Genomic DNA, 15749 nt, shown 5'->3' with positions numbered 1-15749 from the left:
CGGATTTAATTTCATATTTTGGCTACGATTATTGTACCATGACTAGATTTTGCACCCTTCTCGTTCTTCTCATACTACTCCGTTTCTCTGTATCCGTCAAAGCGGAAACGGAGCGGCCTCTTCAAGATTGCGAACAGATCACCAAAGTTGCCCTGGAAAAACTCGTACCTGTATTCAACAAAAACGATTTTGACAACTTAGAGTCTATATTAGGTACCATTCAAAGCGCATGCGGTGAAAGTGAGTTTACACAACGCATGCGGATACTACGCGCATTGATTGAAAAAAAAACAACAGGGGATTTAATTGCCGATTACCTTTCCAAGAACTATCATGAAATGTTAATTATGCGATGGGACTATTCGATAGAGAAGGAGTACCGCCGCATATACCAAAACAATAAAGCCGATTTCAATTATATTCCACTTAAACATCCGATCGACTCGTTGGTAAAACTGAAAGCGACGGCACTGTTAAATTCCCCTTCATACAACCTAACAGAGCAAGAACAAGACATCGCCTTCCTTTTTGCCGACCACATTGACGAGTTTTACCAGTCGTATAAAGACACTGGCTCGAATAAACAAGCAGAACCGACCCCTGTCGAACCAGCGGGATTCCAACGCCCTGCACAGGATCGCCATAAAGACCGACATGGAGTAAGCATCTATGCAGGTTTAGAAATCCCCGTAACTGGTTCAGATCCTTTATTCAAATCCAACCCAACTTTTGGGGTTATGTTTTCTTCTAAACTCAGTGTGCCTATTCTGTTTGAACTTGGCGCTAAAGTAAGAATCAACGCGAACGATCGTGCATTTGAATACCTCCTTTACGACGAGATAGAAACCGTTAACTCATCTGCCAGCTTCAGTATCGGTGGAACATTCGGGTATAAGGCGTTCGACAACGAAAAATTCATTATCTATCCAAAAGTAGGGTTATTTTGGGAATCCACAAGTACTGGACTATCCGAAGTAACCGACGGTTATTACGATGGTGGGGGATACTATTACGACGACTACAACGGAAGTACCAGTACCATCAAATATAATAACGTGAACACGATGCGGACAACGTTAGCCGTATCCATCATGCGCCATATCACGAAGAAAAAATACGTAGGTTTGGAAATCGCCTATCAGTATATTCCGTACAATTGGGACGATCATCTTTTAACGTCCATTCAACCCAATTACGGCAGCGCACAACTGTTCTTTCGGTTTTAAAAACAACAATAGACAAATACCATGTCCACGGTAAACGAAACATCCGCGCGGACCTGCTAGTGTTTTAATAAACGCTGTATTTCATCCAGTTTCATAAGCGCTTCCACCGGTGTCAACGTATTCACATCCAAGTTGTTCAACATGTCCCGGATTTTCTCCAAAACAGGGTCATCTATCGCGAACATCTGCAACTGATAGGCTTGCTTTTGTATCTTGCGCATACTGTCCTTGATCTGTTCTCCCCCTGTGCGCTCCTGCTCCAAACGCTTCAAAATTTCGCCAGCCCTCCCGATCAACTTGGGAGGCATACCCGCCAGCTTAGCCACATGTATACCAAAACTATGCTCCGACCCTCCCGGAACCAATTTCCGCAGAAAGATAACTTTATTGTTCACTTCCTTAACGGTCACATTAAAATTCTTAATACGGGGCATGGAATTCGTCAACTCGTTTAATTCATGATAATGTGTAGCGAATAACGTCTTTGCTTTTGCGGAAGGATGCCCATGTAAAAACTCGGCAATTGCCCATGCGATAGAGATACCATCATAAGTACTTGTTCCACGTCCAATTTCATCCAACAAAATCAACGACCGATCCGACAGGTTGTTCATAATACTCGCGGTTTCATTCATCTCCACCATAAAAGTGGACTCACCTGAAGACAAATTATCCGAAGCGCCAACCCGTGTAAATATCTTGTCGACCAAACCAATTGACGCTTCTTTGGCTGGGACAAAACATCCGATTTGAGCCATCAGGACAATCAAACCCGTTTGCCGCAACAACGCGGACTTACCGGCCATATTCGGCCCCGTAATAATGATAATCTGTTGCGTTTCTGGATCTAAGAACGTGTCGTTGGTAATATAATCTTCGCCAAGCGGCAAATTTTTCTCGATGACAGGATGTCTCCCCCCTTTAATATCAAGGATCTTACTTTCGGTGACAACGGGCCTCACGTAGTAGTTTTTCTCGGCGATAAAGGCAAAATTCAGCAGAACATCTAGCTTTGCGATAAGCTGCGCGTTAAGCTGTATAGGTTTAATATACGCTGCGATGTCCACCAATAATTCCGCGTAAATACGCGCTTCAATTGCCTGAATTTTCTCTTCTGCCCCTAAAATCTGGTCTTCATACGCTTTCAGTTCTTCGGTGATATAACGTTCCGCATTCACAAGGGTTTGTTTTCTTATCCAGCCATCCGGAACCTTATCCCTATGCGTATTGGTTACCTCGAGATAGTATCCAAACACATTATTGAACGCAATTTTTAACGAAGGTATACCGGTTGTTTCCGACTCCCGTCTTTGAATTTCCAACAGATAATCTTTTCCACCAAAAGCCACCTTCCGTAGCTTATCCAGCTCCTCGTCCACACCGTCCGCGATAACATTTCCTTTATTCAACGCGACAGGTGGCTCCGCCTGCAATGTCAGTTCCATCTTATCTCGGATAATCTGACAGATATTCAACTGATCCCCAATAATCCGTAAGGGTTCGGAAGCCTCGACATGCACAAGCTCTTTCAGCTTTTCCACAGCATAAAGCGACCGCTTCAACTGCATAATTTCCCGAGGATTTGCTTTTTGTAAACCTATTTTAGAAATTAATCGCTCCAGATCTCCAACCTGCTTTATTTCCTTGATCAATTCGTCGCGTAATTCCCGGTGCACAAAGAAGTAATCCACTACATCTAAACGCTCTTGAATCGACTTCAACTCTTTTAAAGGCATCACCATCCACCGTTTCAGTAAGCGGGCCCCCATCGGTGACGCCGTTTGATCCAAAACATCCGAAAGTGTCGTCGCATTTTCATTGGCTGAGCCAATCAATTCGAGATTACGGATGGTGAAACGATCCAACCACATAAAGCGCTCCTCTTCGATGCGCGAAATATGAGAAATATGTTGCAAGTTGCGGTGTTCGGTCTCATTTAGGTAGTGAAGCGAAACCCCCGCTGCAATAATCCCCAACGGCATACGTTCAATGCCAAAACCTTTCATCGATTTCACTTCGAAATGCTTCAATAAGCTCTCCGTCGCAAAATCGCCAGTATAGGGCCATTCATCCAGCGTATAGGTGTAATAGCTCGTTCCAAAATGCTCCAAAAATTCCTTGTATTGCTTTTTCGGCAGGATAATCTCCGTTGGCTTGAAACCCTGAAATAATTTATCAATATAACCGGCGCTTCCTTGTGCCACTAAAAATTCACCCGTAGAAATATCCAAAAAAGACACCCCGTATTGGTTTTTGTCACAAAAAACAGAGGCCAGATAATTGTTTGACTTTTGCTGTACGATATTGTCATTGTACGAAACTCCCGGTGTAACTAACTCCGTTACACCACGTTTTACAATCGTTTTTGTTTGTTTTGGATCTTCCAACTGATCGCATATAGCCACACGTTGCCCCGCTCGTACCAGCTTAGGCAAATACGTTTCCAACGAGTGGTGCGGAAAACCAGCCAGCGCTGTTTCGGATTCGGAACCATTCCCTCGTTTGGTTAACACAATACCTAAGATACCAGCCGCCTTAATAGCATCCTCTCCGAATGTTTCATAAAAATCACCAACCCTAAACAACAACAAGGCTCCTGGGTATTTGGCCTTAATCGTATTATATTGTTGCATTAAAGGAGTTTGTTTCTTCTCTTTTGCCAATGGTATTTGTGTTTTAGTGAGCCGTAAAAATAAGGTAAATGCCCCGATTTGGCAAGCTGAACGGCATCCTTTTGTATTTTTGAAAAAGACGCAGAACGCTCCGGCCAGAAAAACTATAGCGTCTTATTTTTTTGGGAAATTTCGTTTAGCTTTGCACCACAAACCAAGTGCAATGGCAATCAAACGGTCTACATCAAAAAGGAAAAACACACCAAAAAAAAGAGCTTCCTTCAATTGGAAACAAAGGATTGGGATATGGGCGGCTCGGATAGTATTGCTGTTTCTTGGATTTACAATCTTTTGGGTGCTCCTACTCACGGTAATGAATCCACCCGTCACCTATTTGCAGCTTAAGCGCGGGATGGAAAGAAAAGCCGCAGGCAAAACGTGGAAGATCGAAAAAAAGTGGTTGACTTATGAGGAACTTTCTGACAATCTGAAGCGGGCCGCTATCGCTGGCGAGGACGCTACATTCTTGACCCACAACGGATTTGACACAAAAGCGATCAAAGAGGCTTTTGAAAAAAACCAAGCTGGAAAAAAGTTACGCGGAGGGAGTACCATAAGCCAGCAAGTCGCGAAGAACGTCTTCTTATGGCCTGAACGGTCGTGGCTGCGAAAAGGATTAGAAACCTATTTTACTGTTTTAATCGAAATTTTCTGGAGCAAAAAGCGTATTTTGGAAATATACCTAAACGTTATCGAAATGGGACAGGGTGTTTATGGCGCAGAAGCGGCCGCGCAATACTACTTTCACAAGTCGGCGAAAAGTTTGAGTAGAAAAGAAGCCGCATTGATTATTGCTATTCTACCCAGTCCGCAGAAGTGGGATGCAAGACGCCCGTCGGCATACGTCAATCGACGTGCAAACAGCATTGTTCGCTATCTTAATTATTATAAACTACCCGAGTAAAAAGATATCAATATGCTAATCCTTGTAAATTCGCACCTCAATAACCCCATCTTCGGTAACCGTCCCTCTGTACATGCCCGCTGTATTGAAAGGCATGGCCATCTGTCCATTTTTGTCTAACACAATCATACCGCCATCACCACCTAAAGCATCGATTTTATCGATCACCCGTTGCGCGGCTATAGCAGTAGCTACCTGACCGTACGTCATCTGTGCAACAACATCATAAGCCGCCGCTGTCCGAATGTAAAACTCGCCCCAACCGGTACAAGAAATCGCCGCCTGAGTATTGGCGTAGGTTCCGGCGCCTATAATCGGAGAATCTCCAACTCGGCCATATTTTTTATTGGTCATTCCACCCGTCGACGTCCCCGCAGCCAACCCTCCATCCTGATCCAATGCGACGCAGCCCACTGTACCGAATTTCTCCTCCCGAACGTTAAGTTTAGGAGCATAACTTTGTCTTTGATCGTGATCCAACGCGGTGCTGCCTTTGTCTCTTTCCAAAAGCTCTTGCAAGGCTTCCCATCTCGATTTCGTCCAAAAATAGGATGGATCAACAGCAGTAACGCCTTGAGACACGGCAAATGCTTCCGCCCCTTTTCCTACCAACATGACATGTTCGGATTTCTCCATCACCGCTTTCGCCGCTGTGATCGGGTTTTTGATCGTATGCACACCCGCAACGGCTCCCGCGCGCAAGGTCGATCCGTCCATTATCGACGCATCCAGCTCATTTTTCCCATTGTGATTAAACACAGCCCCTTTGCCTGCGTTAAATAGCGGAGAGTCCTCCATGATGCAAATGGCTGCACAGACCGCATCCACGCTCTTGCCTCCTGAAGAAATCACCCTATAGCCTTCCTGTAAGGACTTCGTAAGAACGTCTTTATAGGCTTGTTCAAGCGAATCGTTCATATTCTTTTTTAATATCGTGCCCGCTCCACCATGAATGACCAGCACATATTTGGTGTCACGTTTTGCTTGCCCAAATCCAGACAAGATACCAACAACTAAAAAAAAGTAAACTAGTACCGCTATTGTTTTTCTCATGTGAACATCGTATTTAAACCATCAGACGGCGTTTCAAAACATACCGGGATTAACCAAGATCTATCACTTATGCAGTTGGCTCATCCTCCCACCAATCCGTCTTCAAATCGTCAATCTCCCGCCGGTCCTTCTTCGTCGGACGCCCGGTCCCGCGATCCCTTCTCAATACGGGTGCATGAAAAACAGATTTATAGGCATACGTCTCCTCTACAGGTGTCTGATCCACGTAGAATTGCACCGCAGTCTTAGCATCCACACGACGTTCCAGCAATCCGATTACTTGTATCACCTTTCGCTCCACTCCTTTTTGAATGCTGTACACCTCGCCCACCTTAACCACATAAGACGGTTTTACGTTTTGTCCATTTAGCTTTACCCGACCGGCTTTGCATGCTTCCGTAGCGAGGCTCCGTGTTTTAAAAACACGAATCGCCCACAGATATTTATCTATTCTTAATTTTTCCGCTCCTTCCATACACAAAAATACTCGAATAAAGCTAAATTTGGGAATCCGAGCGTGTGGTTTCCGTAAAAAATTGTAATATTTGCAAGGAAGAACGTTGGCTGCAACGAATCCGTCGCCGGGGTATCTTTCGCATATTTAATTCATACATTTTAATCGAGCCTTGCGAGCTCATCTTTAGAAATTTTCAGATGGAATTAGAATTACAAAAATTACAAAAACTGATTGAGGAAGCTTGGGAAGACAGACAATTACTAGAATATAAAGAATATTTTGAAGCTATTGCTGTAGTTATTCAAAAATTGGACAATGGCGAGATACGCGTTGCCGAGCCGATCGGAAGTCGTTGGCATGTAAACGACTGGATTAAGAAAGCCGTAATCTTATATTTTCCAATTCGTGAGATGAAAGAAATCGACAACGGTCCTTTTGTCTATCACGACAAAATGAAATTAAAAACAAATTACAAAGAAATTGGCGTTCGTGTTGTGCCGGGCGCGAGTGCGCGCTACGGGGCCTACCTTGCCAAAGGGGTCATCATGATGCCTTCGTATGTGAATATCGGAGCCTATGTAGACGAAGGGACTATGGTTGATACCTGGGCTACCGTCGGATCCTGCGCACAGATTGGTAAACACGTACACCTCAGTGGTGGTGTCGGTATTGGAGGAGTACTCGAACCCGTGCAGGCATCGCCAGTTGTCATCGAAGATAATGTATTCGTAGGGTCTCGCGTCATCGTTGTAGAAGGTGTGCGTGTAGAAAAGGAAGCCGTTTTAGGCGCAAACGTCGTATTGACGGCCTCAACGAAAATCATCGATGTATCTGGGACAGAACCTGTCGAATACAAAGGATACGTGCCCGCTCGTTCGGTCGTTATCCCAGGTTCCTATACAAAAAAATTCCCCGCAGGCGATTTTCAGGTACCTTGTGCATTGATTATCGGACAACGGAAGGAATCTACCGATAAAAAAACGTCATTGAACGACGCATTACGCGACCACAACGTTGCTGTGTAATGAAATCGACTTTTGTCCAAAAAGAAGATATAAACGAAGCCCTCCAAACATTAAAAAACGGAGGGCTTATTCTCTACCCTACGGATACCATATGGGGCATCGGCTGCGATGCTACTAATGAAGCTGCCGTAGAAAAAGTCTTTGCATTAAAAGGTCGTGATCAAAACAAAAGCATGATCATCTTGCTACATAACGACAACCAGCTCGTTTCGTACGTACAAGAAGTACCCGAAGTTGCCTACGAGCTCATAGAATATGCGGATAAACCATTGACAATCGTATATCCTAAAGCAAAGAATTTGGCACCCAACGCGATAGCTGAAGATGGTAGTATTGGCATACGTATCGTGCATCACGCATTTTGTGAACAATTATTGCAGCGCTTTCGTAAGCCGATCATTTCTACCTCCGCTAATATCAGTGGGAAGCCTTCACCGAAGTGCTTTGACGACATCTCTTCCGACATCCTTGAACGTGTCGATTATGTCGTCTCCTATGGTCAACAGGAAAAAGGAGACGGAAAATCATCCACGGTCATGCGATTGGATCCCAGTGGAAAATTTGAATTTTTACGTAAATAACCCGAAAATGGCTTCTCCCTTGTATCTACAAATAGCAACGGAGTATGCACAGGACTTCTACATAATTATGTACTCATGAAACAGTTACTAAGTTTAACCATCGCTTTGTTCGCCGTCCTCCAGATGGGGCTTGCACAACAGCAAATCGAACCCGCAAAAAAAGGGGTTCACTACGGAAAAAAGATAAACGCTAATAACGCGATATCGGTGAGCACGCTAGAAACAAAATTAAAAACATCTCCGAATTATACTGGAACCGTGGAAGGTGTAGTCGTTGACGTCTGTAAGAAAAAAGGATGCTTTCTAACGCTAAAACGTACAGATGGCGAATCCGTTATGGTACGCTTTACGGACTACGCCTACTTTGTCCCTCAAGACATTGTAGGAAAGAAAGTCGCTTTAGAAGGTCGTGCAAAAATGAAAGAAACGTCTGTCGAATGGCAAAAGCATTATGCCGAAGATAAAGGAGCCTCCAAAGAAGAAATTGCGAAGATTTCGCGGCCTAAAACAGATATCAGTATCGTTGCTGATGGCATCGTTGTGCTGAATTAAGCGAAATACCGCTCAAAACACAAAAGGTTGCGTTCAGAACGCAACCTTTTTTTGTATTTTCGCAAGACATGAAACAATTATACCCTGTAGAAACACAGACCATCAACGCCGGAGGACGCCTACTTACATTTGAGCGTCCCGTCATTATGGGTATCCTGAACGTGACGCCAGACTCTTTCTTTGACGGGGGGCAACATACGACCATTGATCAAGCTCTTGCCAAAGCCGAACAATTGATCGTCGAAGGGGCTGATATGATCGACATCGGCGCATATTCCTCCCGCCCAGGGGCTTCACTAATCTCCGCACAAGAGGAAATGGAGCGCGCATTACCCCTTATCGAGGCGTTGGTAAAAAAATATCCTACCACCATTTTATCCATCGATACATTCCGTTCCGAAGTAGCAGAAGCGGCCGTAAAAGCAGGCGTTCATATCATTAATGACATCTCGGGGGGCACTATCGATGAACACATGTTTCCCACCGTAGCCCGCCTGCAAGTTCCTTATATCCTCATGCACATGCGTGGTCTGCCCGAAACGATGCAAACACTGACCGCCTATGACGATATAATCATCGACGTCGCCACGTTCCTAGGAGAGAAGATTGCGGCACTGCGCCAACTGGGCGTTAAAGACATCATCTTAGATCCGGGATTCGGCTTTGCAAAAACGATCGAACAAAATTACGAGCTACTCCACCGTATACATGAAATCCACTATTTTGGATTACCCATACTCGGTGGTATTTCCCGCAAATCAATGATATACAAAAAACTCGGCATCACGCCACAAGAGGCTCTTCCGGGTACCATCGCACTGAATACCTTGTTGTTGACTAAAGGGGTTCAGCTTTTACGGGTACACGATGTCAAAGAAGCAAGGCAAATCGTCGATTTACTGTTTTAATAAATCAGGATGAAAAAGATAAGAGATATTGCTACCATTGGATTTGCCTTATTCGCTATGTTCTTCGGAGCGGGAAATTTGCTGCTTCCCCCATTCATTGGTGTGCAGGTCGGTAGCCATATTTGGATTACCATATGGGCCTTCGGCCTTACGGGGATACTCCTCCCCTTCCTTGGCATTCTATCCGTCACCCATTCCGGAGAAACCTTCAGCGATTTGGGAGACCGCATAAACAAGAACCTCGCGAAGGTGCTGGGGACGGTCATTATGATATGCATTGGCCCGCTGATTGCACTTCCACGAACAGCTGCTACAACATATGAGGTCGCGGTGCTGCCTTCCTTTCCGGAGAGTAATCCGATGTGGACATCACTGGCCTTCTTCGCTGTAACATGGCTCTTTGCCATCGTGCCTTCCAAAGTGGTCGACCTCGTGGGAAACCTACTTACACCGTTCTTGCTCGTTATACTTACCTTATTAATTACAGCAGGCATGCTCTACCCGCCCACATCCCCAAGTACCCATATTCTGACGACAACACAGTCCTTTACCTTGGGCTTCACCGAAGGATACCAGACCTTGGATGTACTCGCCTCGGTTATTTTTGCCGGAATCATTATCTCAGCCACAAAAGCAAAAGGCTACCACAGCATTCGCGAAAAAAACGGTGTGGTCATCGCCTCCGGCGCATTAGCTGCTTGCTGTCTGTTTTTTATCTACGGTGGCCTCATTTACTTGGGAGCAACGGCAGGAATCGAAGATCCGTCTATAAAAAGATCCGAATTATTGATCCATATTTCGCACGCTATTCTAGGCCCTTACGGAACACTAGCTATTGCGCTCAGTATCGCTTTAGCGTGCCTTACCACCGCCATCGCTCTTACGGCGGCTGTAGGGACGTTCTTTAGCAACCTGACCAAAGGAAGACTGAAGTATACGTGGCTCGTTACTTTTTCTTGCCTGCTATCGGGTGTACTGTCCGTCACAGGAGTGGACAATATCATTCAATTCGCCTACCCTCCACTCGCGTTTGTCTATCCCATCGTGATTACCCTGGTATTGTATGTGGTCTTTTTCGGGCGGTGGGTTAAAGCGAAATCCCCGTATGTTGCGGCATTGCTCGCCTCAACGGTTATCGCAACCTGCAACGTCTTGAACATTCTTGGAGTGCTAGGACCCCGACAACTAGCGCTCTTAAACCATATTCCGCTCTTTTCGCATGAACTGGGCTGGGCAATTCCATCATTTGTGGCGTTTTGTCTTGTTTGGAGTATACAATACCTGCGTACAAAGTCCGTAACACCGCACGAAAACGACTGAGCAACCGCATCGTACATACCAATAAGGTATGCGCTCCTACCCATCGTACCTGACAGTTAGACGTTGCCCCTTCTTTCGTAAAAGACCCGCTATACCGGATAAAAAAAGAGTGGACAATATACCTATTGTGTCCACTCTTTTCGTTATTCGCTTCTTGACTAGCGAACCGTACAGCCAGGTTTTATATCGGTGGCTGGACGAACGAAATCCAAGCGTCCGTCAGCATCTTCCGCCATCAGAATCATCCCTTGAGAAGTAATGCCTTTGATCTCCCGGGGTTCCAGGTTGACCAAAATGGACACTTGCTTGCCGACAATATCTTCTGGAGCAAAATATTCCGCTATACCTGAAACGACGGTCCGTTGGTCAATACCCGTATCAATCTTTAACTTCAACAGTTTCTTGGTCTTCGCCACCTTCTCTGCTTCCATAATGGTACCCACACGAATATCCATTTTCAAAAATTCGTCGTAACTGATATTAGATTTAGCAGGTTCCGCTTTTACGGCATGGGCAGCGTTCGTTGCTTTCGCTGCCGCCAACTTCTGAAGCTGTACATCAACTTGCTCGTCCGTAATCTTTTCAAAAAGTAATTCGGCCTCGCCCAACGTGTGTCCCGCAGGAAGAATATCCCTCGAACCCGCAACATCCCATGCTTGTCTAGCCACATGAAGCATCCCAAACAACTTGGACGCCGTTTTAGGCAAAAATGGTTGTGCCAACACCGCAAGGTTGGCGACAATCTGGCCGGCAACGTATAACACGGTCTTTACGCGTTCTGGATCCTCTTTGTATACTTTCCATGGTTCTTCGTCGGCCAAATACTTATTCCCCAAACGCGCAGCGTTCATAAAGTGCGTTAAGGCCTCCCGAAAACGGTACTGAGAGAGCGAAGAACTGATTTCTTGTGGGTAGTTCGCCAAATCCGTCAAAGCCGTCTCATCCTGCACCGTTAGAGGGCTTCCCACAGCCACTTTTCCTCCAAAATATTTATGAGAAAGCACCATGACCCGGTTTACAAAGTTTCCCAAAATAGCTACAAGTTCATTGTTGACCCGGGCTTGAAAATCTTTCCAGGTAAATTCACTATCCGAGGTTTCTGGCAATATCGACGTCAGTACATAACGTAGTTCGTCTTGTTTGCCCGGAAATTCCTCTAGGTACTCATGTAACCACACCGCATGGTTTCTGGACGTAGACAACTTATCACCTTCTAGATTTAGAAATTCGTTTGCCGGCACATTCTCTGGTAAAATATACGCGCCATGTGCATGCAAAATAGCCGGAAAAATAATACAGTGAAATACGATATTGTCTTTCCCGATAAAATGGATCAACGTCGAATCGTCTTCTGGATTCGCTTGCTTCTTCCAGTAGGTCTCCCAATTTTTATTGTTATCGATCGCCCACTGCTTCGTTGCAGAGATGTAACCAATAGGCGCATCTAACCATACATATAGTTTTTTGCCTTTCGCTTCCTCCAACGGTACATCAACCCCCCAATCCAAGTCTCTTGTCATGGATCGAGGCTGCAAACCAGATTTTAACCAAGACTGACACTGCCCAAACACATTCGATTTTAAGACGTTTTTCTTCCCTTCAATCAACCACTCTTCTAACCAAGGTTGATATTTATCCAACGGCAAATACCAATGTTTAGTTTCTTTTAAAATCGGCGTCTTTCCGCTCAAAGTTGATTTTGGATGAATCAAATCTGTCGGATTCAACGAGGTACCGCATTTTTCACATTGGTCGCCGTAGGCTCCTTCGTTATGACAATGCGGGCACGTTCCAACAATATACCTGTCCGCTAGGAACTGGTGAAACTCTTCGTCATAATATTGCTCTGAGAATTTTTCTACAAATTCACCTTTTTCGTACAGGTTCAGAAAAAATTCTTGCGAAAGTTCGTGATGTATTTTTTCCGATGTACGGTGATAAATATCAAACTCAATCCCAAACTCTTCGAAACTGTCTTTGATTTGTTTGTTATAGGTGTCAATGATTTCTTGTGGCGTTACTCCCTCTTTCTTAGCTTTAATCGTAATAGCAGCCCCATGCTCATCCGAGCCGCATACAAATACAACATCCTTGTTGTTCAAACGCAAGAAACGGGAGAAAATATCCCCCGGAATATAGGCTCCTGCTAAGTGTCCGATATGCAGCGGACCATTGGCATAAGGTAGAGCCGAGGTTATAGTAAACCGGTTTTTAGTTAAAATACTCAAGTTATAACGACTTTAAAAAAATAATACGACTAAAAAATAAACAAAAGTCTTGTTTGTTTGACAAAGATAACTCAATTTGCGCGTAAAATAATGCACCGCATGAAAATACCTGATTTTCTTAAAAAAGGAGATAAAGTCGCTATTGTTTGCCCGGCCAGCTATATGAAAGGGACCGTTGATCTTGCTATAGATGTCCTAACAACGTGGGGCTTACATGTGCAGGCAGGCGAAACAGTTACGGCTCAATTTCACCAATTTGCTGGTACGGACGACCAACGAACCCGAGACCTGCAATGGACCCTGGACAATCCTGACATCAAAGCTGTGTTCGCTGCACGCGGAGGGTATGGAACCGTGCGTATCATCGATAAACTGGATTTTCGCGCGTTTAAGAAACGTCCGAAATGGCTTGTGGGCTTTAGCGATATCACCGTGCTCCATAGCCATTTACACCATAGACTCGGCGTGGCAAGTATTCATGGGCAAATGCCAAAATCTTTTGAAGACAGTACGCAAGAGGCATTGTTGTCTCTTCAGAACGCTCTGTTCGGAAAGGAGATGAACTACACCTATATGCAAAACTCCTTTCCCAATAGAGCTGGCACCGGAGAAGGCGAGTTAATAGGTGGCAATTTGGCTATCCTACACAGTATTCTATCATCCCCTTCAGATGGAAAATATGACGGTAAAATCTTATTTCTAGAAGATGTCGGCGAATCACATTATAACATTGACCGTATGCTCTGGACATTAAAACGAGCAAAGAAGTTGGACAAACTAAACGGATTAATCGTTGGGGGCTTTACATCCCTAAAAGATAGCGACCCTCCCTTTGGGCAACGGTTCGAGGAGATCATCATGGATAAGGTACATGACTTCCCTTATCCCGTTTGCTTCAATTATCCAGCCGGACATATCGAAAACAACCACAGTCTCATCCTTGGAAAGCGTGTGAAATTAACGGTAAAAAACGAAGAAACTTCGATAGAATACACCAAATAAAAACTTATATTCTAAAAACACCATTTTATTTTTATTAATAATTTCCCTCCACCGATAAAAACCTGATGTTGATAAACGATTTTCGGTATTTATTTTTTAAGATTTAATCAATTTTGTTCAATTCTTAACGAAAAATATTCTCGCCAAAATTCGTATATATATTCTCCATAACTTAGCATCGTAAAAATAAATTATGATATGGTTATGGAAATGGAACATCCAAATCCACTATGCATCACAAGTCCTATCGAGACTTTATCCGCACAGGTTCATCTCGATTTAGATGCGGATGCCTTAGTCCAACAGACAATTGCACGTGGACAGGGAATGATAAGTGACACCGGCGCACTTTGTATCGAAACCGGAAAATTTACCGGCCGCTCTCCCAAAGATCGATTTATTGTAAAAGACTCGTATACAACAGATCGGGTCGATTGGGGAGAAATCAACATCCCCATCTCAACAGCTGCCTTCGATCATCTGCTTCATAAAATGCAACGTTTTATCCAAGATAAGGAAACATGGGTCCGATCGTGCTATGCAGGTGCAGACCCTGCTTACCGGATAAACGTTCGCGTGATCAACACAAGCCCTTGGGCCAACTTATTCTGTCATCACCTGTTTTTACGGCCTACCCCTGCTGAATTACAAGAATACAAACAGGAATGGGTGATTCTTCAAATTCCCGAATTTTTGGCTGACCCCGCGGTGGATGGAACAAGACAAGAGAATTTCTCCATTATCAACTTCAGCAGAAAAATGATCCTGATTGGGGGCACAGCCTACACCGGGGAAATGAAAAAAGGAATTTTTTCCGTATTAAATTTTTTACTGCCAGTCGAACGAAATGTACTGCCGATGCATTGCTCGGCTAACGAAGGAAGCCGGGACGATGTCGCTTTATTCTTTGGTCTGAGCGGGACAGGTAAAACCACGCTTTCCGCAGATATACACCGAAAACTAATTGGAGATGACGAACATGGATGGGCCGAACACATAGTTTTCAATTTCGAAGGCGGGTGTTACGCAAAATGTATTGATCTGAGCGCAGACAAGGAGCCCCAAATCTTCGCCGCTGTCAGACATCCCACGCTATTGGAAAATGTCCGATTTTATGCAGGCACACAAACGGTAAATTACGCCGATGCTACTATTACCGAAAATACACGAGCAGCCTACCCGATTTACCACATTGACAATGCCAAGAGTGTCTCTACTGGCCGCATCCCCAAGAATATATTTTTTCTAACCTGTGACGCCTTTGGCGTGCTACCGCCTATATCCAAATTGACAACCGCCCAAGCGATGTACCACTTTCTTTCAGGTTACACGGCAAAAGTCGCTGGAACAGAAGTTGGAATTTGTGAACCACAGACTACGTTTTCAGCATGCTTTGGAAAAGTATTTTTACCGCTGCATCCGACCGTCTATGCAGAACTCTTGGGACAGAAGTTGGATACCCACACAGATACCAACGTATGGCTAATCAACACCGGATGGACAGGCGGCGCATACGGTACAGGCCAGCGCATTAGCTTGCGCTATACACGGGCTATGGTCCAGGCCGCGATCCAGGGCGAACTCACACAAGCAACATTTGTTCCCCATCCGCATTTTGGGGTGTTAGTTCCTCAATCCTGCCCACACGTTCCTTCAGAAATGCTCAACCCACGAGACGCCTGGCAAGACCCAGCAGCATACGATACCCAAGCCGAGCAGTTAGCCCAGCTATTCATTAAAAACTTTGAACAGTACAAAACACAGGCTAGCACAGAGATCCAAGGCGCTTCGCCACGTCTGTTGAAAACACATGCATAAAAA

Annotated in this window: 13 protein-coding genes; 9 read left to right on the top strand and 4 right to left on the bottom strand. The window is 44.7% G+C overall.

Annotation, left to right across the window (positions count from 1 at the left end):
* Positions 1 to 38 precede the first annotated feature (38 nt).
* Complete coding sequence (locus ACFSR5_RS10610) at positions 39 to 1226, top strand: hypothetical protein (protein ID WP_380903527.1); 1188 nt, start codon at positions 39 to 41, stop codon at positions 1224 to 1226.
* 56 nt (positions 1227 to 1282) lie between these two features.
* On the opposite strand, the gene mutS is transcribed toward ACFSR5_RS10610, so the two are convergent.
* A complete protein-coding gene (mutS, locus tag ACFSR5_RS10605; protein WP_380903522.1) occupies positions 1283 to 3859 on the bottom strand; it encodes a DNA mismatch repair protein MutS in 2577 nt (858 codons plus the stop codon).
* A gap of 202 nt (positions 3860 to 4061) precedes the next feature.
* On the opposite strand from mutS, the gene mtgA reads away from it, so the two are divergent.
* Positions 4062 to 4802 carry a monofunctional biosynthetic peptidoglycan transglycosylase gene (gene mtgA / locus ACFSR5_RS10600; protein ID WP_380903520.1) on the top strand — a complete coding sequence of 247 codons (741 nt, stop codon included), beginning with the start codon at positions 4062 to 4064 and terminating at the stop codon, positions 4800 to 4802.
* Positions 4803 to 4817: 15 nt separating this feature from the next.
* On the opposite strand, the gene ACFSR5_RS10595 is transcribed toward mtgA, so the two are convergent.
* Together ACFSR5_RS10595 and ACFSR5_RS10590 are read right to left on the bottom strand one after the other, a co-directional pair.
* Positions 4818 to 5855, bottom strand: coding sequence for an isoaspartyl peptidase/L-asparaginase family protein (locus tag ACFSR5_RS10595; protein WP_380903518.1), 1038 nt, complete (start codon positions 5853 to 5855; stop codon positions 4818 to 4820).
* A 67-nt stretch (positions 5856 to 5922) separates the two neighbouring features.
* Positions 5923 to 6330: an RNA-binding S4 domain-containing protein gene (locus ACFSR5_RS10590; protein ID WP_380903516.1), complete on the bottom strand. Its 408-nt coding sequence runs from the start codon at positions 6328 to 6330 to the stop codon at positions 5923 to 5925.
* A 179-nt stretch (positions 6331 to 6509) separates the two neighbouring features.
* Between ACFSR5_RS10590 and ACFSR5_RS10585 the strand changes: the two genes are divergently transcribed.
* The 5 genes from ACFSR5_RS10585 (at position 6510) to brnQ (ending at position 10698) form a co-directional block, all read left to right on the top strand.
* Positions 6510 to 7337: a 2,3,4,5-tetrahydropyridine-2,6-dicarboxylate N-succinyltransferase gene (locus tag ACFSR5_RS10585; protein ID WP_380903514.1), complete on the top strand. Its 828-nt coding sequence runs from the start codon at positions 6510 to 6512 to the stop codon at positions 7335 to 7337.
* Positions 7337 to 7918 (top strand): L-threonylcarbamoyladenylate synthase, encoded by a 582-nt coding sequence (locus tag ACFSR5_RS10580; RefSeq protein WP_380903512.1) that lies wholly within the window; start codon positions 7337 to 7339, stop codon positions 7916 to 7918. The genes ACFSR5_RS10585 and ACFSR5_RS10580 overlap by 1 nt, the downstream gene beginning before the upstream one ends.
* A 75-nt stretch (positions 7919 to 7993) precedes the next feature.
* Positions 7994 to 8470: a DUF4920 domain-containing protein gene (locus ACFSR5_RS10575; RefSeq protein ID WP_380903510.1), complete on the top strand. Its 477-nt coding sequence runs from the start codon at positions 7994 to 7996 to the stop codon at positions 8468 to 8470.
* Positions 8471 to 8538: 68 nt separating this feature from the next.
* Positions 8539 to 9378, top strand: a complete 840-nt coding sequence (gene folP / locus ACFSR5_RS10570; protein WP_380903508.1) for a dihydropteroate synthase — start codon at positions 8539 to 8541, stop codon at positions 9376 to 9378.
* 9 nt (positions 9379 to 9387) lie between these two features.
* The gene (brnQ, locus tag ACFSR5_RS10565) at positions 9388 to 10698 is read left to right on the top strand and encodes a branched-chain amino acid transport system II carrier protein (RefSeq protein ID WP_380903506.1); all 1311 of its coding nucleotides are present in this window, start codon (positions 9388 to 9390) and stop codon (positions 10696 to 10698) included.
* Between the two features lie 158 nt (positions 10699 to 10856).
* Here brnQ and metG read toward each other — a convergent pair whose 3' ends face one another.
* A complete protein-coding gene (gene metG, locus ACFSR5_RS10560; RefSeq protein WP_380903504.1) occupies positions 10857 to 12926 on the bottom strand; it encodes a methionine--tRNA ligase in 2070 nt (689 codons plus the stop codon).
* A gap of 99 nt (positions 12927 to 13025) precedes the next feature.
* Here metG and ACFSR5_RS10555 point away from each other — a divergent pair, with 99 nt between their 5' ends.
* Both ACFSR5_RS10555 and pckA read left to right on the top strand, forming a co-directional pair.
* Positions 13026 to 13928: a S66 peptidase family protein gene (locus ACFSR5_RS10555; protein WP_380903502.1), complete on the top strand. Its 903-nt coding sequence runs from the start codon at positions 13026 to 13028 to the stop codon at positions 13926 to 13928.
* 204 nt (positions 13929 to 14132) lie between these two features.
* Positions 14133 to 15746 carry a phosphoenolpyruvate carboxykinase (ATP) gene (gene pckA, locus ACFSR5_RS10550; RefSeq protein ID WP_380903500.1) on the top strand — a complete coding sequence of 538 codons (1614 nt, stop codon included), beginning with the start codon at positions 14133 to 14135 and terminating at the stop codon, positions 15744 to 15746.
* Positions 15747 to 15749 lie beyond the last annotated feature (3 nt).

The organism is Sphingobacterium suaedae (assembly GCF_042684625.1).
In the GTDB taxonomy this organism is placed as follows: Bacteria; Bacteroidota; Bacteroidia; order Sphingobacteriales; family Sphingobacteriaceae; genus Sphingobacterium; species Sphingobacterium suaedae.
Note: the sequence above shows the minus strand (reverse complement) of the source record. Positions and strands in the feature narration are given on the sequence as shown.

Coding starts and splice junctions, on each gene's coding strand:
- ACFSR5_RS10610 (WP_380903527.1), top strand. CDS start 39: ATGACTAGATTTTGCACCCTTCTCGTTCTTCTCATACTACTCCGTTTC.
- mutS (WP_380903522.1), bottom strand. CDS start 3,859: ATGCAACAATATAATACGATTAAGGCCAAATACCCAGGAGCCTTGTTG.
- mtgA (WP_380903520.1), top strand. CDS start 4,062: ATGGCAATCAAACGGTCTACATCAAAAAGGAAAAACACACCAAAAAAA.
- ACFSR5_RS10595 (WP_380903518.1), bottom strand. CDS start 5,855: ATGAGAAAAACAATAGCGGTACTAGTTTACTTTTTTTTAGTTGTTGGT.
- ACFSR5_RS10590 (WP_380903516.1), bottom strand. CDS start 6,330: ATGGAAGGAGCGGAAAAATTAAGAATAGATAAATATCTGTGGGCGATT.
- ACFSR5_RS10585 (WP_380903514.1), top strand. CDS start 6,510: ATGGAATTAGAATTACAAAAATTACAAAAACTGATTGAGGAAGCTTGG.
- ACFSR5_RS10580 (WP_380903512.1), top strand. CDS start 7,337: ATGAAATCGACTTTTGTCCAAAAAGAAGATATAAACGAAGCCCTCCAA.
- ACFSR5_RS10575 (WP_380903510.1), top strand. CDS start 7,994: ATGAAACAGTTACTAAGTTTAACCATCGCTTTGTTCGCCGTCCTCCAG.
- folP (WP_380903508.1), top strand. CDS start 8,539: ATGAAACAATTATACCCTGTAGAAACACAGACCATCAACGCCGGAGGA.
- brnQ (WP_380903506.1), top strand. CDS start 9,388: ATGAAAAAGATAAGAGATATTGCTACCATTGGATTTGCCTTATTCGCT.
- ACFSR5_RS10555 (WP_380903502.1), top strand. CDS start 13,026: ATGAAAATACCTGATTTTCTTAAAAAAGGAGATAAAGTCGCTATTGTT.
- pckA (WP_380903500.1), top strand. CDS start 14,133: ATGGAAATGGAACATCCAAATCCACTATGCATCACAAGTCCTATCGAG.